Below are 18,249 nucleotides of genomic sequence, written 5' to 3' on the forward strand. Positions count from 1 at the left end.
CTCCTTCCGGCGTCCGTTCCTACCTCCGCCCGTCGAGGAAGTCGATGATGTGGCCGAACACGTCCAGTGCTGCGCCGCGTCCGATGAACGGATCGACGTGCCCGTAGCCGGGGACCTCGACGTACCGGACGTCGAGCCGCGGGTGGCGGGCCTTCAGCACGTCATGGCACAGCCTGTTGGCGTCCGGCCAGAGCCGGTTCTCGCTGCCCGACAGCAGCAGCACCGGGCAGTCGATGCGGTCGGCGTTGTCCAGGGCGTTCTCCGGCAGCGCCCGGTAACGGTGGTCGCTGAGGTTCCAGCGGACCACCGTGTGCGCCAGCTCGACCCGCCGCAGGTGCGGCAGCACGCACAGCGGCACCGTCCCGAACAGGTCGGCCAGGCGGTCGTGGGTGCGGGGGTGCAGGTTGTCGTGCACGAACAGCGACGCGCCGGTGCTCCACGCGGAGTTGTGCAGCATCTGGCAGGTGGGGTCCGGGCAGTCCGCGCCCAGGGACGCCAGCGCGAACAGCGGGGTGTACTTCGAGCGGAACCCGGCCTTGCGGAAGTCCACCGGAAGGTGGTGGACGCGTTTGCGCAGCAGCTCGAAGCTGAGGTGCATCCGGAACCGGGTCGGCACGGTCACCTTGGGCGTCATGAAGACGCCCTGCGCCACCACGCCCGCCAGCCCCGGCACGAGACCCGCCGCCATGCTCATCGACAGGGACAGCGCGCCGAGGCAGTGCGCGACGACGAACAGGCGTCGCGTCCCGATGCGGGCCCGTACGAGGGACACCGCCTCGGGGATGTCGTAGAGCGCGACGTCGTCGAAGGTGTAGGTCGTGCCGTCCTCGTTGTAGGGGAGGCGGCAGCTTCCCCGCCAGTCCAGCAGCCACGGCTCGTACCCGGCGTCGAGCAGGGCCTCGACGAGGTTGCGGGTCTCGGGCAGGACGAACATGTCCGCCGACGCGGTGTGGCCGTGCAGGAGCAGGACCGCGGGCCGGTCGTCGTCCACCCGGTACACCCGGTGCAGGGCGAGTTCGGTCCCGTCGGAGACGCGGAGCGGGACCTGCTCGACCGTGGCGTCGTCGAGCCGGGCGTGCAGCGGCCGCGGCGGTGTCCGGGGCATCGGTCGGGGCATCAGCGGATCTCCTTGGTGCGGGTGGCGTCGCGGCGCAGGTCCAGCAGTTCCGCGCCCGCGCGCAGCGACGGCTCCAGCAGGCCCCAGCCCATCTGGGCGAAGAACCAGCCGAGCCACATCAGCTTGGCCAGGCGCTGCTCCGGCGCGGGCAGCGCCGGGTTCACCCCGATGCCGTCGATCTGGTCGCGGACGTAGCTGTCGGGGGGCACCACGACCTCGCCCGCCAGGTGCGCCGGTTCTCCTTCGCGTCCGACCTGGATCGCCAGCGTGCGCGACTGGCGCCAGAGGTCGCGGCGGGCACGGGCGGTCTTCAGCCCCTCCAGCCACCATCGTCGCCCGGCGGCGTCGCGCAGCCGCAGCCGGTAGCGCAGCAAGGGATGGTCCAGGCCGTGGCGGTGCGGGATCCCGTCCAGGGGGCGGACCCAGATGTCCCCGGCCTCGACGGTCAGCGGTTCGGGGTGCAGCAGGGCACACCTCACCTCGCCGGTGACGTCGAGCCTGCGTTCCCTGGCCAGCTGGTACATGCTGGCGATGGACGGCCGCAGCGACAGCTCGCACGGGGTGTCCTCGAGAACGCCCCGCATCGTCTCGTGGAACCACAGGAACGGCGGGTCGTCCTTGTCCGGCAGGCGGGCCAGCCCGCCCTCGGCGAGCCGCTCGTAGGTCTTCAGCTGCGCCCGCGCCCCGTACCGGACCGGCGCGGGCAGGCCGTGGCGGGCCACGAACGCCTCGGTGCGTCGGCCCGACGCCGCCGGGCTCAGCAGCGCCGCCTCGCACAGCTTCACGGCGGTGGGGCTGCGCAGGATCTGCACCAGGAACTCGAGCTCGGGCACCGGGTCGGCCTCCATGAAGGCCAGAAAGGCGCTCCGCCACTCCTCCCAGCCCAGCACCGGGACGTTCATGCCGCCCAGGCGCATGTCGCGCAGCACGTCCTGGAACGCGTTCGGCTCGCCGGTGAGGTTGTACGTGGCGCCCCAGGCGCTCGGCTCGTACACGATCGCGGCCGCCACCTGGCTCACCCAGTCCACCGGGGAGACGTTGATGTACCGGAAGGCGGGCACCGCGCGGAACCGCGAGAACGCCGACAGCAGCCCGCTGCCGAGGTCCTTGGGGTTGTGGGCGCCCGTACGGGTGTGCCCGCCGATGCCGCCGGGCCGCATGAGGGTCACCGTCAGGCCGTGCTCACGGGCGCGGCGCAGCGCCACCTCCGACGCCCACTTGGTCTTGTCGTAGCCGGTGAACAGCCGGTCGACACGCCCGAGCGGACTGTCCTCGTCCATCGCCGCGATACCGGTCTCGTTGAACACCGCGATCGACGAGATGTGGTGCAGCGGCTTGACCGGGCCGGTGGTCGCCAGCTCCGCGAGGGTCAGCGGGCCGAGCACGTTGGTCTGCCGCAGCGAGGGGTAGCCGCGCAGGAAGTCCACCGCCGCCGCGACGCTGACGATCGCGTCCACCTCGCCGGCCAGGGCCTGCCAGCGGTCCTCGTCCAGGCCGAGCCTCGGCCGCCGGACGTCGCCGGGCAGCACGGTCACCCGCCGGGCGACCTCGGCGGACCAGGGGAGGTGGTAGCCGGCCAGCGCCTCGGCGAGCCGCCGTTCGCCCTCCCGCTCATCGGCGGCGCGGACGAGGCAGACGACGTGCGCGTCCCCGCGCCGCAGCAGGTCGAGCAGCAGGTGGCCGCCGAGGAAGCCGGTGGCGCCGGTGAGCAGGATCCGGCGGGGTTCGGCCGTCTCGGGCGGCTCGACCCAGGGCAGGTCGTCGGCGCGGGCCAGGTCGGCCTTGACCCAGCCGAGCTCGTCGTCGGGCGCCGGAACGGGCGTCGCGGGAGGGGGGACGGGAGGCGCGGCGGTCGGCGCGGGCGCCTCGCGGGTGAGCCAGAGCTGTGCCAGGCGGCGCGGCCGTCCGTCGAGGAAAACGTCGTCGAGGCTGATCCGCACGCCCAGTTCCCGGGCGAGCACCGCGATCAGCTCCACGGCGTCCACCGACGTCGCTCCGGCGTCGAAGAGGTCGGTGTCGGCGTCGACGCGCGCGCCGCGCAGGAAACGGCCCGCCCGCTCGGCGATGGCGGCGGCCAGCCGCTCCAGGTCCCAGGACCCGGCGCCGGTGACCGGTGGAGCGTCTCGGGCGCTCCGTTCCCGGAAGCGGGCCAGCAGGTCGGCGGCACCGGACCCGTCCCCGCCGCGGCGTTCGATCAGCTCGGCCTCGCGGCCGCGGTCGGTGCCGCGGGCCGGCGGGCCGCTGCCCGCTTCGTCCACTGTGGAGTCAGTCACCGTGCGCCTCCCCGTGTGCCGCCATGCCCTGTGTCGCCGTGTCCTGTGTCGCTGTTCCCTGTGTCGCTGTGTCCTGCGGGCCGGAGTCCTCGGCCCATGAGCGGTAGGCCCGGAGTCGCGAGGGTTCCACCGTCACGTCGAGCACCGGATCGTCGGCGCCCACCCCTCCGAGGGCGGCGACCAGCCGCCGCGCGGGGACGTTCCGGGCCGTGTGCCCGGCGACCAGCCGGACGTTCGCGCAGCCCAGCGCGTCCGCGCGGTCGGCCAGCCAGCCGAGCAGCCGCTCCTCGACGCCACGGCCGAGCGCGCGGCAGCTGAGCATCCAGGCGACGACCTCGAGCGTGCCGCCCTCCGGCCGGACGGCCAGGACGCCGACCTGCCCGTAGTCGCCGAACCGGTCGCGGGCCGAGGCCGTCCAGACCTCGCCGTCGCGCCGCCAGCCGTCCAGCACGGCCTCGTCCAGCGCCGCCGGGCGGAGGTTGAACTGGTTGGTGCGGCGGCCGAGCTGGAGGGTGCGCCCGACCGTGGCCCCGTCGAGCGGCACGACGTCCACCTCCAGCTCCAGCCGTTCGAGGAACGCGGCGAAGCCGGCGCGTTCGCGTTCGCGGCGGCGGACGCGCTCCTGCCGGTAGAAGTCGGCCCGTCCGGCGTCCTCACGGGTCGCGGGCCGGGGCGTGACCGGCCAGAGCCGCGTCAGGAACGCCTCCAGCTCGTGCGCCGCCGGGCAGGTGACCGAGAGGACCTCGGGCAGCTCCGCGCGGACCGCCGCGATCTGGACGGGGTTGTCGTCGAGGAACAGGAAGGAGTCCAGGCCCAGGCCGAGGTCGGCCGCGGCCGCCTCGATCCGCCGGGGCTTGGGCCCCCAGTCCGCCGAGACGACACTGAAGTGCTCGGCGCGGAGCGTGCCGTCCGGCCTGGCCAGGACCTCCCGCACCGTGGCCTCGTCGTTGTTGGTGACCAGCACCAGCAGGACGCCCGCGGCGCGCCACTCCAGCAACCGCCGGGCCAGGGTCGCGTAGGGCCCGGCCAGGTCGACGCCGCCGGGGCCGGTCTCGGCCGCCACGCCGCCCCAGAGGGTGTCGTCGCCGTCCACCACGATCACCTTGGGCGGGGTACGGCGCGCGGCCTGGACCACCTCGGCCGCCGCGAGGGCGGCCGCCGCCTGGAACTCGGGCCGGAACGGCAGGTGGGCGAGGGCGTCGGTCTCGTCGTCGAACAGGTCGCCGCCGGGATGGTGGCGTGCCCAATCGTCGGGGGACAGGACGGCGACTCCGGGAACCGCCGCCATCCGGGCCGCCAGCTCCCGTTCCCACCGTTCGAGGCGTTCGTCCGTGGACCGGGCGGGGAGGAACGCGACGACGACGGGGTTGCCCGTCCGCTCGTGGAGCGATCGCAGCGCGTCGGGGTAGTCGTCGGCCAGCTCGGCGAGGGTCTCGTCGCTCACCGGCCCGAACCGGGCCAGGTCCGCGGCCCTCAGCAGGACGACCCCCGCGACGGCCGTGGGCAGCGCGAAGGCGCCGCCCGGATCCCGCAGGCCCGCCAGGACCTGGTGGTACGGCGCCTCGGTGATGTCGAACCCGTCGTCCAGCGCGGCGCCGAGCAGCGCGGGCAGGTTGCCGAGGGCGAACGTGGCCGCCACCGCGACCGACGGGCGGGCCACGGCCGGGACCCGCGATGCGGGCCCGCCGGTCCCGTCCGCCTCCACCGGGACCGAGGTCGACGCCGCGGTCGCCTCCGGACCCGCGGCGAGCCCGGCCAGCAGGTCGAGGTAGTCCCGCCCGAGGCGCTCGCAGGTCGGCTCGTCGATGATGTCGAGGCTGTGGTCCAGCCGCAGGAGGTTCAGATCGGGGGCCATCGTGACCATCAGGTCCAGGTCGGAGTGGCCGGTGCCGACCGGCAGGAACTCCAGCGCGTCGCCCAGGGGCGCCTGCGCCCTGATGAAGTTGAAGTACACCTCGACGAGCGGCGCGTCCGGCCGGTACAGGCCCTCTTCGGCGAGCGCCGCCATCGCGTCGAAGAACGAGGCGCCCTTCTCCAGGACACCGCCGAGCCGGTCGTCGGTGCGGCGGAGCACGTCGGCGATCGGTTCGTCCGGCGCGACCTCGGCCGCGAACGGGACCGGGACGCCGAAGAACCCGAGCGCGCCGAGGGCGCCGGCGTGCATGCGCGTGTCCACCGGAACGGCCAGGGCGAACCGGTCGCGGCGCCGGAGCCGGGCGAGGAACACCGTCAGCGCGCCGAGGCAGAAGGCGGCCGGGGTGATGGAGAGCCGCCGCGCCTGCTCGGCCACCCGGTCGATGAGGCCGTCGGGGATGTCGACCGCCACGGTTCCGGCGCGGAAGGTGCGTTCCGCCGGTCGCGGGCGCGTCAGCGTCAGTTCGAGGCGCCGGGAACCGGCGATCTCCCGGCGCCACCGCCGCATCGCCTCACCGCGTTCGCGGGGCGTCCGCGAGGACTGCGCTTCGACCAGCAGGTCGATGTCCCGGTTGGACGGCGTGGAGTCCGGCGGCGCGCCCGCCAGCTCGGCGCCGATCTCGCCCATCACCAGCATCAGCGACTGCAGGTCGCTCACGGCGTGGTGCGCGCCGTAGAGCAGGGACTGCGCCCCGGACGGCGTCTCCAGCATCTCGAACCGCCACAGCGGAGCGGTGGCGAGGTCGAACGGGGGCTCCATCAGACTCCGCAGCCGCTCGCCGGGATCGACGTCCTCGGGGACGGCCGACCAGCGAAGGAGCGGCTCGGCGGTACGGCGCCGCACTTCGAGCATCTGCCCGTGCCCGGCGTCCTGGACGATCGCCGTGCGCAGGGCGGCGTGGCGGTCGGCGATCCGGGTCAGGATCCCGGTCAGCCGTTCGCGGGTCACGGGCGAGGCGAGCCGGACGGCCAGGCCGATGTGGTGCGCGGCGGCCGGGGTTCCCCGCTGCGCGGTCCGCAGCAGGCGCGTCACGTCGCCCGGCACGGGCCGCGTGGTCACCTCCGGCACCTCTTCCTCCGTCTCGGGCGCCTGGCCGGCCGCGCCCGCCGCGCCGTCCGTCCCGGCGAGGGCCTGGAGGACGAGTCCGGTGAGCTCGCGGAGGTCGGAGGCGGCGAGCGCCGTGAGGGACATCTCGACCCCGAGGTCGCGGATGATCGACGTGTACAGCGTGACCAGCGTGTGCGAGTCGAAGCCGAGCTCCTTCAGCGGCCGCCCGGACGGCACCTCGGCCGCGTCGTCGCCGGTGATCTCGCCGACCGCGCCGCGCAGGTACGTCTCGGCGAGGCCGGTCCGTTCCGCCGGGGCCGCGGCCCGGATCCGGTCGGCGAGCCGGCTGGGAGGCGGGGCGGCCCGCCTGGGCACCAGCTCCGACAGCAGCGGATGCGACGCGAGCGCCGTGGCGTGCCGGGCCAGTGCCGCCCGGTCGACGACGATCGGCGCGAGCTGGCGCCGGGCCGTGCCGAGGAGCCGCGCGAACAGGGCGCCGCCCTCGTCGGGGGAGAAGGCGCCGAGGCCGGTCCGCGTGGCCGCGCCCGCCGTGCCGGTCGGGTCGGCGGCCGCCGCCATGCCGACCTGCGACCACGCTCCCCAGTCCAGGCTCAGCGCCGGGCGCCGCGCGGCGTGCAGCGAGTGCGCCCATGCGTCGAGGAAGGCGTTCGCGGCGGCGTAGGAGCTCTGCCCGACCGAGCCCAGCAGGCCCGCGGCCGACGAGAACAGGACCAGGAACTCCGCCTCGGGCACCAGCGCGGTGAGCAGCACCGCGCCCAGCACCTTGGGCGCCAGGACGGTGCCGATCCGGTCGGGGGTCAGCGTCAGCAGCGTCGCGTCGTCGAGGACGCCCGCCGTGTGCACGATCCCGCCGACCGGGGGCGCCTGGGCGCGCAGGCCGTCGAGCGCCGCCGCCAGTTCGGCCCGGTCGGCCACGTCCCCGCGCAGGACGTGGACCTCGACGCCCCGGCCTTCCAGCGTGCCGATCCACTCCTTGGCCCCGGCGTCCGGCTCACGGCGGCCGAGCAGGGCCAGGTGGCGCGCGCCCTGCTCGGCGAGGCGTTCGGCCGCCACCCGGCCGAGACCGCCGAGGCCGCCCGTGACCAGGTACGTCCGGTCGGCGCGGACCGGGGACTCGGCGGTCTCGGCGCGGGCCCTGCGCAGCCGGGGGACCATGCGGCCCTTCTCGCGGAGCGCGACCCACGGCTCGTCGTCCGCGCGGCGCAGTTGTTCCCAGAGCGCGTCGGTCCCGCCGCTGGACGGGAGGTCGACCAGGGTGGTCCGCAGCTCGGGGCACTCATGGGTCACCGTGGTGCCGAAGCCCCAGCCCAGCGCCGTCTGTGGATGCGTCACCCCACCGCTGCCGCCGGCGGCCTGGCCGCCGCGGCCGACGAGGAACAGGCGCGGGCTCCACGACCGCTCGCGGAGCGCGGTGACCAGGTGCAGCGTGGAGGCGCAGCACAGGAGCGCGGCCTCCGCCATGGTCTCGGCCGAGGTGATGGGCGGCGCGTCCAGGCCGAAGAGCTGGACGACCCGTTCCGGCCGCCCGCCGGGGAACGCCTCGTCGAGCAGGCGCGCGAACTGCGCGGCGTCCGCCGGGTCGATCCGGTAGCGGCCGGGCGCCTCGGCCTCGAACGAGTCCCCGCGCCGGACGATCACGTGCGGACCGGCGCCGAGCCGCCCGGCGAGGTCGGCTCCCACGCCCGACTCGTCGGCCAGCACCAGCCAGGCGCCGGTGCCCGCGGGGCCCTCGGCCGGGGGCCGGTGCCGCCACTCCACTTCGAACAGCGACTCCTCGGGCCGGGCCTGGGGCGGCAGCGCCGCCAGGGCGAAGCCTTCGACGGTGAGGACGAGGCGTCCGGCTTCGTCGAGCAGCCACAGGTCCATGAGGGCGCCTCGGGCGGACAGCGACCGGACGCGGCAGGCCACCCAGGCCGGGCGGGTGCGCTGGCCGCTGAGCCGTACGCGCCGTGCCCCGGCGGGGACGAGCGTCACCCCGGCCGGGCCCCCGCCCGGCAGCGCCGTCGCGCGGAAGGCCGCGTCCAGCACCGCCGGATGCAGGACGTGGGACGACGGAGGCGGCTCGGCCAGACGCCCCAGCGCCATGTCCGGCCCCGTCCATCCGGCTTCGAGGAGCTGGAAGGCCTCGCCGTAGTCGAGCCCGGTCTCCGCCATCGCGGCGTCGAGCGCGGAGATCGCGACGGGTTCGGCGCACCGGTCCCGCAGTTCGCCCAGCGGTCCGGGCGCGTCCGCCGCCTCGCCCGCGACGGCCTCGAACCGGCCGGAGGCGTGGCGCGTCCACGCCGCGTCCGGGTCGCCGGCCGGCCGGGACGACACCGTGAAGACACGGGTTCCGGCGGCGTTGAGGGGCTGGACGTCCAGTTGCAGGACGACCGGTTCGTCCTCGGCCAGCGGGAGCGGCCGTTCGAACCGCACCCTGGACAGGCCCAGGTCCCCGTCGGGCGCCAGCGCGCCGGACGCCTCCAGCGCCATCTCCACGTACACGGCGCCGGGCAGCCAGACCTCCCCGCCCACGCGGTGGTCGGAGAGGTAGGCGAACCGGTCGTCGCGCAGGTCGATCTCGGCCTCGAAGAGATGGCGACCGGGAGCGCGGCCGTCCTCGACACGGCGGTGCAGCAGGGGCGGGTCGTCCGGGCGGGGCCGGGCGGCGGGCGTGGGGGAGGTCCAGTACCGGTCGCGCTCGAACGCGTAGGTCGGCAGGTCCACCAGGGAGCCCGCCGGAGCGGCCTTCGACCAGTCGATGTCGTGACCGGCGGCGACCAGGAGCGCGAGGTTGCCGAGGACCGCGTCGTGGCCGTCCTCGCCGCGGGCCAGGGAGCCCACCGCCACGGCGGCCGTCCCCGCCTCCGCGGTGACGGCCCTGATCGCCGACAGGAGCGTCGGGTTCGGCCCGACCTCCACGAAGTACCGGAACCCGTCGTCGAGCATGCGGCGTACGGTGTCGGCGAACCGGACCGGCTCGCGCGCGTTCCGCGCCCAGTAGCCGGCGTCCAGGGCATCGCCGGGCAGCGGCTCGGCCAGCACCGTCGAGTAGAGCGGCGTCGTGGCGGGGGCGCCGGTGACGTCGGCCAGGTCGGTCCGCAGGTCGTCGGCGATGGCGTCCATGTGGAAGCTGTGCGCGGCGAAGCCGACCGGGACGTCCCACATGGGCACCTGCCCCTGCTGCAACGTCACCCTGAGCTCCGACAACGCGTTCAGGTCGCCGGAGACCGTGACGGACCGGCCGCTGTTGACGGCCGCGATCTCAAGCCGGGTTCCGAAGTCGGCCAGCAGTTCCCGGACGCTGTCGGCGGGCAGCCCCACCGACACCGCGCCGCCCCGGCCCGCGACCGCCCGCATGGCGAGGCCGCGCCGGGTCACGACGGCGGCCGCCTGGTCCAGGGTGAGCATGCCCGCCGTGTACGCGGCGGCGACCTCACCGAGGCTGTGCCCGACCACCGCGCCGGGCTCCACCCCGAGCGAACGCCACATCGCGGTCAGCGCGCAGTGCAGGGCGAACAGCACCGGCTGCACCACCTCGACCTGGTCGAGGCCGGGAGCCCCGTCCTCGCCGCGCAGCACCGACAGCACCGACCAGCCCGCATGGCGCCCGATCGCCTCGTCGCACCGCGTGAGTTCCTCGGCGAACGCGGGGGACCGGTCCAGCAGGTCGGTGCCCATCCCGACCCAGCGCGTGCTGTGACCGGGGAAGACGAACGCCACCTTGCCGCCCAGCGGCTCGTGGGACGCGGGCGCCACGGCCGGGGACCGCCGGTCGGCCGCGACGGCGCCCAGGCCGGACAGCAGCTCGTCCCGGTCCGCGGCCAGCACGACCGCCCGGCGGTCGAAGTGCGTCCGGCGCAGCGCGAGGGTGTGGGCGACATCGGGCAACGCGGCGGCGGGGTCGTCGGCCAGGTGCGCGGCGAGGCGCTCCGCCTGGCGGCGCAACGCCGCGGGACCGCGTGCGGACACCACGAACATCCGCCGGCCCGTCCCCGGACCGGACGGCGGCGCGGACGCGGGCGGCTCCTCCGGGGCCTCCTCGACGATCACGTGCACGTTCGTGCCGCTGATCCCGTACGAGTTCACCCCAGCGCGGCGCACCCGCCCGCCCCGCCGCCAGGGCACCGGCTCCCGGAGCAGCCGCAGGCCGCCGCCGTCCCAGTCGACCCGGCGGCTCGGCCTCTCGACGTGCAGGGTGCGCGGCAGCCGCTCGTGCCGCAGCGACAGCACCACCTTCATCAACGCGGCCAGCCCGCTGGCCGCCTGGGTGTGCCCGAGGTTGGACTTGAGCGAGCCCAGCAGCAGCGGACGGTCCGCCGGACGGCCTTCGCCGAACACCCGCGACAGCGCGTTCGCCTCGATGCGGTCGCCCACCCTGGTGCCGGTGCCGTGCGCCTCCACGTGGTCGATGTCGGCCGGGTCCAGCGCCGACGCCTCCAGGGCGCGGCGGATCAGCGCCTCCTGGGACGACCCGCGCGGCACCAGCAGCGCCTGGCTGCGCCCGTCCTGGTTGGCGGCCGTGCCGCGCAGGACGGCCAGCACCCGGTCGCCGTCCCGCCGCGCGTCGCCGAGCCGCTTCAGCACCATCATCACGACGCCCTCGGAGAACCCGGTCCCGTCGGCGTCGTCGGAGAACGACCGGCACCGGCCGCTCGGCGACAGCGCCCGCAACCGGCTGAACTCCACGAACGTCTGCGGCGTGGTCATCACCGTCGCCCCGCCGACCAGCGCGGCGCCGCACTCGCCCCGCCGCAGCGCGGTGGCCGCCAGGTGCACCGCCAGCAGCGACGAGGAGCAGGCGGTGTCCACGGTGATCGCGGGGCCGACCAGGCCGAGCGTGAACGCCAGGCGGCCCGAGGCGACGCTCAGCGCCGAGCCCGTCCCGACATAGCCGTTGAACTGGTCGAGGCTCAGCCCGGACAGGTAGTCGCTGCCGAGCATGCCGACGTAGACGCCGGTCGGGGTCCCGGCGAGCCGGGCGGGCACGGTCCCGGCGCGCTCCAGCGCCTCCCAGGCCGTCTCCAGCAGCAGCCGCTGCTGGGGGTCCATCGCCGCGGCCTCCCGCGTGGTGATCCCGAAGAACCGGGGGTCGAACGCGTCGATGTCGTCGACGAAGCCGCCCTCGCGCGTGTACGTGGTGCCCACCGCCTGCGGGTCCGGGTCGTAGAGCGGCCCGAGGTCCCAGCGGTCGGCCGGGAACGCGCCGACCGCGTCCCGGCCCTCGTCCAGCAACCGCCACAACCGTTCCGGGTCGGTGACGCCGCCCGGCAGGCGGCAGGCCATCGACACCACCGCCACCGGCTCGTCGGCCGGCCGCGGCCTCGGGGAGGCTTCCGGGTTCCGGGGGGTTTCCAAACGGCTCACATCCTCACGACGACGGGGACGACGCGGACGGCGTCGCCCTGCGTTCCGGCGGCTTCAGCGGGGATGAAACCGAGGGCCGGCTCAGGCTCGAACGACCGGCGAGGCGCCTACCGGCCCTCCTCGGGCGCCGAGGGCCTCGATGCTCACGGACCGGCCGGGTGCGATCTCAGGTGTCTCCAGGCCGTTCCACTCCTGCCGGTACACGCGCGGGACCTCCGCGGCGTCCGGCATGGGTTCGGCCTCGGGCCCGACGGACGGCGTCATGAGATCCCCTTCACCTGGGGGCGCCGAGGGGAAAGCCACTGCTCGATGACATCGCCCGCCCGGCTCGCCGGGTCCTCCCGGCGCAGGTCGGCGCCGACCGCCCGCGCGCGGGTCCGGTACGCCGGGTCCAGCACCCGGTCGAGCGCACGTCCCAGCCGCGCGGGCGTCAGGCCGCGGAACGGCAGGGCGGTCCCGACGCGCAGCTGTTCGGTCCGCCAGCCCCAGAACGGCTGGTCGGCGAAGAAGCTGGCCACCACCGACGGAAGGCCGGCCCGCAGTGCCGCCGCCGTCGTCCCCGCGCCGCCGTGGTGCACCGCCGCCCGGCAGCGGGGCAGGACCCGGTCGTGGTCGAACTCCGACCGGGCGAGGAACAGGTGGTCGGGCAGGCCGTCGGCGTACCTGCCCAGCTCGCTCCAGCCGGCTCCGACCAGGCCGCGGATGCCGCGCCGCGCCGTGACGTCGATGAGCTCGCGCAGCGTGCGCTCGGGGTCCAGGACCGGCATGCTGCCGAACCCGAAGTAGACGGGCTCGGGCCCGGCGTCGAGCCACCGGTCGAGTTCGGCGGGGACGGTCCGTTCCCCGAGCCGGTCGCGCAGGCCGTCCGACAGGACCGGGAAGCCGATCAGCTCGTGGCCGCCGGGCAGGTCGCTCGGCTCCGGCACGACCCGCGGGCTGTACAGGTGGAGGCCGGGCCGCTCCTCCTGCCGGGGCATCCTCGACACCCGGGGCGCGCCCATGAGGTCGCTCATCTCGTCGAGGTTCGCCTTGTTCCGCATCCAGTACAGCTGGTTCAGCAGGCGGGAACCGCCGCGGTTGGCCCACGCCATCCGGAAGTCCCGGACGCGGGGCATGATGCCGGAGAAGTCGCCGGTCGGCAGGATGGGGAAGGAGTAGAGGATCCTGCTCGGCACGCCGGTCGCCTTCTCCAGGCAGAGGCCCCGCAGCGACATGGTCACCGTCGTGAGGATCACGTCGGCGTTCTCGGCGGCCCGCACGCAGGCGTTCACGATCTGCTGGTTGACGCGGTGTTCGTCCGCGACGATGCGCCTGATGGTCGTGTCCACCTTGCCGTGGGCGAGCATGCGCCGCGACTCGGCCGAGTTGAGGAAGCGCTTGAAGTCCACCCCGGTCGGCACGGCCCGCAGCCCGGCCCGCGTCACCCAGTCCGCGAGGTCGGAGTTGACGGCGACCACTACCTCGTGGCCACGCCGTGCCAGCTCGTCGCCGATCGCCACCATGGGCTGGACGTCGCCACGGGTGCCGGACGCGAGCATCGCGATACGCATCGCTGCCACCTGTTCTGTCGCGGGAACACGGTGTCAACGACCGTAGGCGCGGCGCCTTCGCCGCACACCGCACGATCGGGCGCACATCCGACCGGCCGCGACGGGCGAACGGGAGCGCGTGCCAGGAGGACAGGGGCGAGTGGCGGTCCCGTCGGACGGTGACGGGCCCTTACCTGAACGTCGGTCCAGGCCGGGCCGCCCCGCCTGCGAGCCGTGGCACGGCGGGGCGGCCCGGGCCGGCTCAGGCGAAGAACTCGGTGAGGGACCGGACGACGGCCTCGGGCTGCTCCTCGGGGAGGTAGTGGCCGCTGTCCTTGATCGCCTCCACCCGCACGTCGGTCCCCTTGCCCGGCAGCACGGAGGCCAGGAAGGAGTGGTTGCTGTGGTCGCCACCCAGCGCCAGGACCGGCATGCTCAGCGGCCCGTGGTTCTTCCCGTCCTCGATGTCCTGCATGAACGTCTGGTACCAGGCGTTGCCCGCCCGGACCGCGTCCGGCGAGGAGTAGGCCCGCGCGTACAGGTCGCGGTCGCGGTCGCCGATCGAACGGGGGTCCAGGAGCATGGAGTCGAACAGCGCGTCGATCCAGTCCCGCTCGCGGCCGGCCAGGAGCTTCTCCGGCAGGCCGCGGACCTGGTTGAAGGCGAACCACCACAGGTAGACACGGGATCCGGCGGTGAGATCACCGTCGACATGCTGGTCGGGCTGCGGGAGCAGCGTGAGTCCGGTGAAGGTCTCGTCGGGGTGGTGCACGTCCAGCAGCGCGAGCTTCTTCACGGCCTCCGGGTGGTTGGCCGCCATGGACTGGGCGACCATGGCGCCGATGTCGTGTCCGGCGACGTAGACCCGGTCGTGGCCGAGGTGGCGCACCAGCTCGTAGATGTCCCGGGCCATCGTCTTCTTGTCGTATCCGGTTTCGGGCTTGTCCGAGCCGCCCATGCCGCGAAGGTCGACCGCGATCACCCGGTGGTCGCGCGCCAGCGCGGGCATGACCTTGTTGAACTGCCACCAGGTCTGCGGCCAGCCGCCCAGCAGCACCAGCGGGTCACCCTGCCCGCCCTCCACGTAGTGCAGGCGAATCCCGTTGACCTCCGCCAGGTGGCTGGAGAAGCCGCCCTCCAGGGACTCGGCGAGCGCCGCGTCGGTTGCTGCGTCCATGCTGGATCACTCCAAATGTTCTGAGTTCAGATCGTCTGACATGAGGAGATTATGGGAGACTTGTTCTGACGTCAAACCATCTGAGATGAGAACATTTGGTCGGGTCGGTCCGGGCGGGGCTGGCGGGGCGATGGGTTCTGTGATGAGACTGGGCGTGTGACGGCTGAGGTGAACCTGATTCCCGCTCCGCGCCGGTTCGAGCGGACCGGAGGCTCCGGGCCGTTCGGCGGGGACGTGCGCACCCGTGTCGACCCGTCAGCCGGACCGGAGGCGTATCGGCTGGTCGTGTCGTCCGACGGCGCCGAGATCGTGGGCGGTGATGAGGCCGGTGTCTTCTGGGGCCGCCAGACCTTGCGGCAGATGATGGGCCTGGACGCCTTCCGCCGTGCCCCCATCGGGCGGGGGCCGGTCACGGTGCCCTACGTGACCATCGAGGACAAGCCGCGTTTCGCCTGGCGAGGCTTCATGCTCGACGTCGCCCGGCACTTCCTGCCCAAGGACGACGTGCTGCGCTATGTCGACCTGCTGGCCGCCCACAAGCTGAACGTGCTGCACCTGCATCTCACCGACGACCAGGGGTGGCGGATCGAGATCCGGCGACATCCCAGGCTGACCGGGGTCGGCGCCTGGCGGAAGCGGACCCGCATGGGCTGGGGCGAGCCGGTTCTGTGGGACGAGCGACCGCACGGCGGCTTCTACACCCAGGACGACCTGCGCGAGATCGTCGCGTACGCGGCGGATCGGCACGTCACGGTCGTCCCCGAGATCGACCTGCCGGGCCACTCGCAGGCGGCCATCGCCGCCTACCCCGAGCTGGGAAACACCGACGTCGTCGACACCGCCGCGCTGGAGGTGATGACCGACTGGGGCGTCAACCGCAACGTGCTGGCTCCCACCGACGCGGTGCTGCGTTTCTACGAGGGCGTCATGGAGGAGGTACTGGCGATCTTCCCCAGCCGGTTCGTCCACATCGGCGGTGACGAGTGCTCCAAGGAGCAGTGGCGCGGATCGCCCACGGCCCAGGCGCGCATCCGCGAACTGGGGCTGCGGGACGAGGACGGGCTCCAGGCCTGGATGATCCGTCACTTCGACCGCTGGCTCGCCGCGCGCGGACGGCGCCTCATCGGCTGGGACGAGATCCTGGAGGGCGGCCTGGCGGAGGGGGCCGCCGTCATGTGCTGGCGGTGGTACAGGGGCGGGATCGCCGCCGCGGAGGCAGGCCACAGCGTGGTGATGTGCCCGCAACAGGAGGTCTACCTCGACCATGCCCAGGCGCACGGTCCCGAGGAGCCGGTGCCGTTCGGGTGGGTGCACACCCTGGAGGACGTCTACCGGTTCGAACCCGTACCGCCCCGGCTGGCCGGGACGCCCCACGCGGCCAACATCATCGGCGCGCAGGCCAACCTGTGGACCGAGGTCGTCGAGAACCGCGGCCGGGTGGACTACCAGGCGTTCCCCCGGCTCGTCGCGTTCGCCGAGGCGGTCTGGTCGGAACTGCCGGACCCGGACGAGCGCGATTTCGGCGACTTCGAGCGCCGGATGAACGCGGCGCACTACGCCCGCCTGGACGCGCTGGGCGTCGGCTACCGCCCGCCCGGCGGGCCGCACCCATGGCAGCGACGCCCCGGCGTCCCCGGACGGATGCACGGCAAGCCCCGGCGAACCTGGCGGATGGCGGACTGACCGCCCGCCGCGACCCGGCCGCGCGCCCGCCGCCCGTTCAGGTCCCGCTGTGCTGGTGCTGCTCGGGCAGGCGGCTGGCCGGATGCGCCCACAACAGCACGTTGTCCGGCCGCGCGTCCTTCGCAACCTCCCACTCCCGCCGGAAGAACGCGAGGACTTCCCGGTCCGAGTAGCGCAGGCTGAAGTGGATCAGAACGAACAGGGTCTCCGGGTGCGCCTCGACCACGGGCTTCAGATGGCTCCACACCGTGTGCCCGACCCGGTTCGCGCGGTCCACCTCGGCGTCGTCGAGGAAGGTGCACTCCGTGATGATGACCGGGTACTCGAAAAGCCACGGGTTCCGGTCGAAGACGTTCGCGTGCGTGTCGCCGAGAAAGGCGAACAGCGGCCGGACGACCTCGGCGTTGACCTCGATTCCCTCCTTGCGCCGCTGAGCCATGATCCGGCCGAATTCCCCGCCGCGTCCCTCTCGCGCCATGGACCGCCGCAGTTCCTCGAACTCCGGCCGCAGCGCCTTGCGCCGTTCCGAGAAGGCATATCCCACGCAGGGAACCTTGTGCTCGCACTCCACCACCCGCACGTGGTGTCCGCGGCGCCCGAAGACGAACTCGTCGTCCTGGCGCACGCCATGCAGGCGGTAGCCCCCCGCCAGGGCCGGGTCGAACCCCGCCCCGTGGTTCAACTCGGCGGACGCCCGCAGGTAGGACTCCACGTACGGCACGGCCTGGACGGGCAGGTAGATGTCCGTGCCCGAGGCCTTGGAAGCCAGGTAGTCGAGGTCCTTGGAGTGATCGTGGTGGGTGTGGGTCAGGAAGACCGTGTCCACCTGCCGCCCTTCACAGAGCCCCGCGTCCAGGCCGCATCGCAGCTCGGGGATGTGGAAGAAGGTCTTGTCGTTCGCGCGGGAGTAGCCGGTGAGGGTCAACTCGGTGCCGGGGATCCGCCATGTCTTCCACTGCCGGAAAGGATGCCCCCGCTCCAGCAGTTCGGGATGGTCGGATCGCTGCTGTGGAACCCGCATCGTCGGGGGCCCCTTTCCCTGAACGGCCGTGGACGGCGCTTCCCCGCCGCGATGATCAAACGTCCGCGATCGTACTGGCCGGCCCGCCGCGCGCACATTGGTTTTCCGGGTGGGCGCTATCCGCTACGGCCCTTGCCGGTCTGTTGTATTCGGCCGGTATGTCCAGGCCGGCTGACGTTCCCCGGGCCAGGACCTGCGGCTCTCGCGCACGGTCACGCGACCCATGACGGAACGATCTGGCCCAGGTGGGCCGGGGCGGTCAGCACGCGGATCGCGGTGACGGCACCGTCCGCGACCGTGAAGGCCATGACCGTGACCGGCCGTCCGCCGACGGTGATGAGAACGCCCGGAACACCGTCCACGAGCGCCGGGTGCGCCAGCGCGTCCAGCCGCGCGAACATCGTCGCCTGGGCCGCGACCTCGCGCGCGCCGCGGACGACGGCGACGTCCTTGAGGCCCTGCGCCCGCAGTTCGACCTCGGGCGCGAGCACGGTCAGGAGTTCGGTGATGTCGCCCCTGCCGGTCGCCGCGAAGAACGCGTCGATGACGCCCCGGGCCGCGGCGTCGGCACCGGCCGTGGGCGCGTCCAGCCGCAGCCGCCCCCGGGCCCGGCTGGCGAGCATCTTGGTGGCCGCGGTGCTCCGGCCGAGGACGGCCGCGATCGTGTCGAACGGGACCGCGAAGACGTCGTGGAGCACGAACGCGACCCGTTCCGCCGGAGTGAGGGCGTCCATGACGACGTACAGCGCGAGGCCGACGGAGTCGGTGCGGACGGCCTCCTCCTCGGGATCGATCCGGGAGCCCCCGACCGTCTCCGGCGGGAGCGCGCCGACGTTGAGTTCGAGCGGCTGCTCACCTCGCACCCCGCGCCTGCGCAGCGCGTCCAGGCAGATCCGGCTGGTCACGGTGGTGAGCCAGCCTCGTAGCTCGTCGATGCCCTCACCGCCGGTCCGCGCCAGCCGCAGCCACGCCTCCTGGACGGCGTCGTCCGCGTCGGCGTGCGAGCCGAGCATGCGAAAGGCGATCGCGTGGAGGTGGGAACGCCGGGTCTCGAACTCCGCCGCGAGCTCTTCCTCTTGGGTCACGGTTCTCCTTGACGTCCTGGGTGCTTACTACCAGG

The 18,249-nt window shown here is 73.9% G+C and carries 8 protein-coding genes; 1 reads left to right on the forward strand and 7 read right to left on the reverse strand.

The annotated features are described in order from the left end of the window. Positions 1–19 precede the first annotated feature (19 nt). From AKI01S_RS09880 to AKI01S_RS09900, 5 genes are all read right to left on the reverse strand, one after another. Positions 20–1,117, reverse strand: coding sequence for an alpha/beta hydrolase (locus AKI01S_RS09880; protein ID WP_067814194.1), 1,098 nt, complete (start codon positions 1,115–1,117; stop codon positions 20–22). After that, the gene (locus AKI01S_RS09885) at positions 1,117–3,390 is read right to left on the reverse strand and encodes a thioester reductase domain-containing protein (protein WP_245681548.1); all 2,274 of its coding nucleotides are present in this window, start codon (positions 3,388–3,390) and stop codon (positions 1,117–1,119) included. The genes AKI01S_RS09880 and AKI01S_RS09885 overlap by 1 nt, the downstream gene beginning before the upstream one ends. Next, entirely contained in the window at positions 3,383–11,710 is an 8,328-nt protein-coding gene (locus AKI01S_RS09890; protein ID WP_218009618.1) for a type I polyketide synthase, read from the reverse strand. The genes AKI01S_RS09885 and AKI01S_RS09890 overlap by 8 nt, the downstream gene beginning before the upstream one ends. Before the next feature lie 269 nt (positions 11,711–11,979). Further along, a complete protein-coding gene (locus tag AKI01S_RS09895) occupies positions 11,980–13,269 on the reverse strand; it encodes a glycosyltransferase (RefSeq protein ID WP_067814200.1) in 1,290 nt (429 codons plus the stop codon). 241 nt (positions 13,270–13,510) lie between these two features. After that, positions 13,511–14,425 (reverse strand): alpha/beta fold hydrolase, encoded by a 915-nt coding sequence (locus AKI01S_RS09900; RefSeq protein WP_067814202.1) that lies wholly within the window; start codon positions 14,423–14,425, stop codon positions 13,511–13,513. Positions 14,426–14,581: 156 nt separating this feature from the next. On the opposite strand from AKI01S_RS09900, the gene AKI01S_RS09905 reads away from it, so the two are divergent. Beyond that, a complete protein-coding gene (locus tag AKI01S_RS09905; protein ID WP_067814204.1) occupies positions 14,582–16,108 on the forward strand; it encodes a beta-N-acetylhexosaminidase in 1,527 nt (508 codons plus the stop codon). Between the two features lie 37 nt (positions 16,109–16,145). Here AKI01S_RS09905 and AKI01S_RS09910 read toward each other — a convergent pair whose 3' ends face one another. Then, positions 16,146–17,033, reverse strand: coding sequence for an MBL fold metallo-hydrolase (locus AKI01S_RS09910; protein ID WP_218009619.1), 888 nt, complete (start codon positions 17,031–17,033; stop codon positions 16,146–16,148). Between the two features lie 308 nt (positions 17,034–17,341). Continuing rightward, on the reverse strand, positions 17,342–18,214 hold the full coding sequence (locus tag AKI01S_RS09915) for a sigma-70 family RNA polymerase sigma factor (protein WP_067814208.1): 873 nt from the start codon (positions 18,212–18,214) through the stop codon (positions 17,342–17,344). Between the last annotated feature and the right edge of the window lie 35 nt (positions 18,215–18,249).

This window comes from Actinomadura kijaniata NBRC 14229 (assembly GCF_001552175.1).
Classification (GTDB): Bacteria; Actinomycetota; Actinomycetes; order Streptosporangiales; family Streptosporangiaceae; genus Spirillospora; species Spirillospora kijaniata.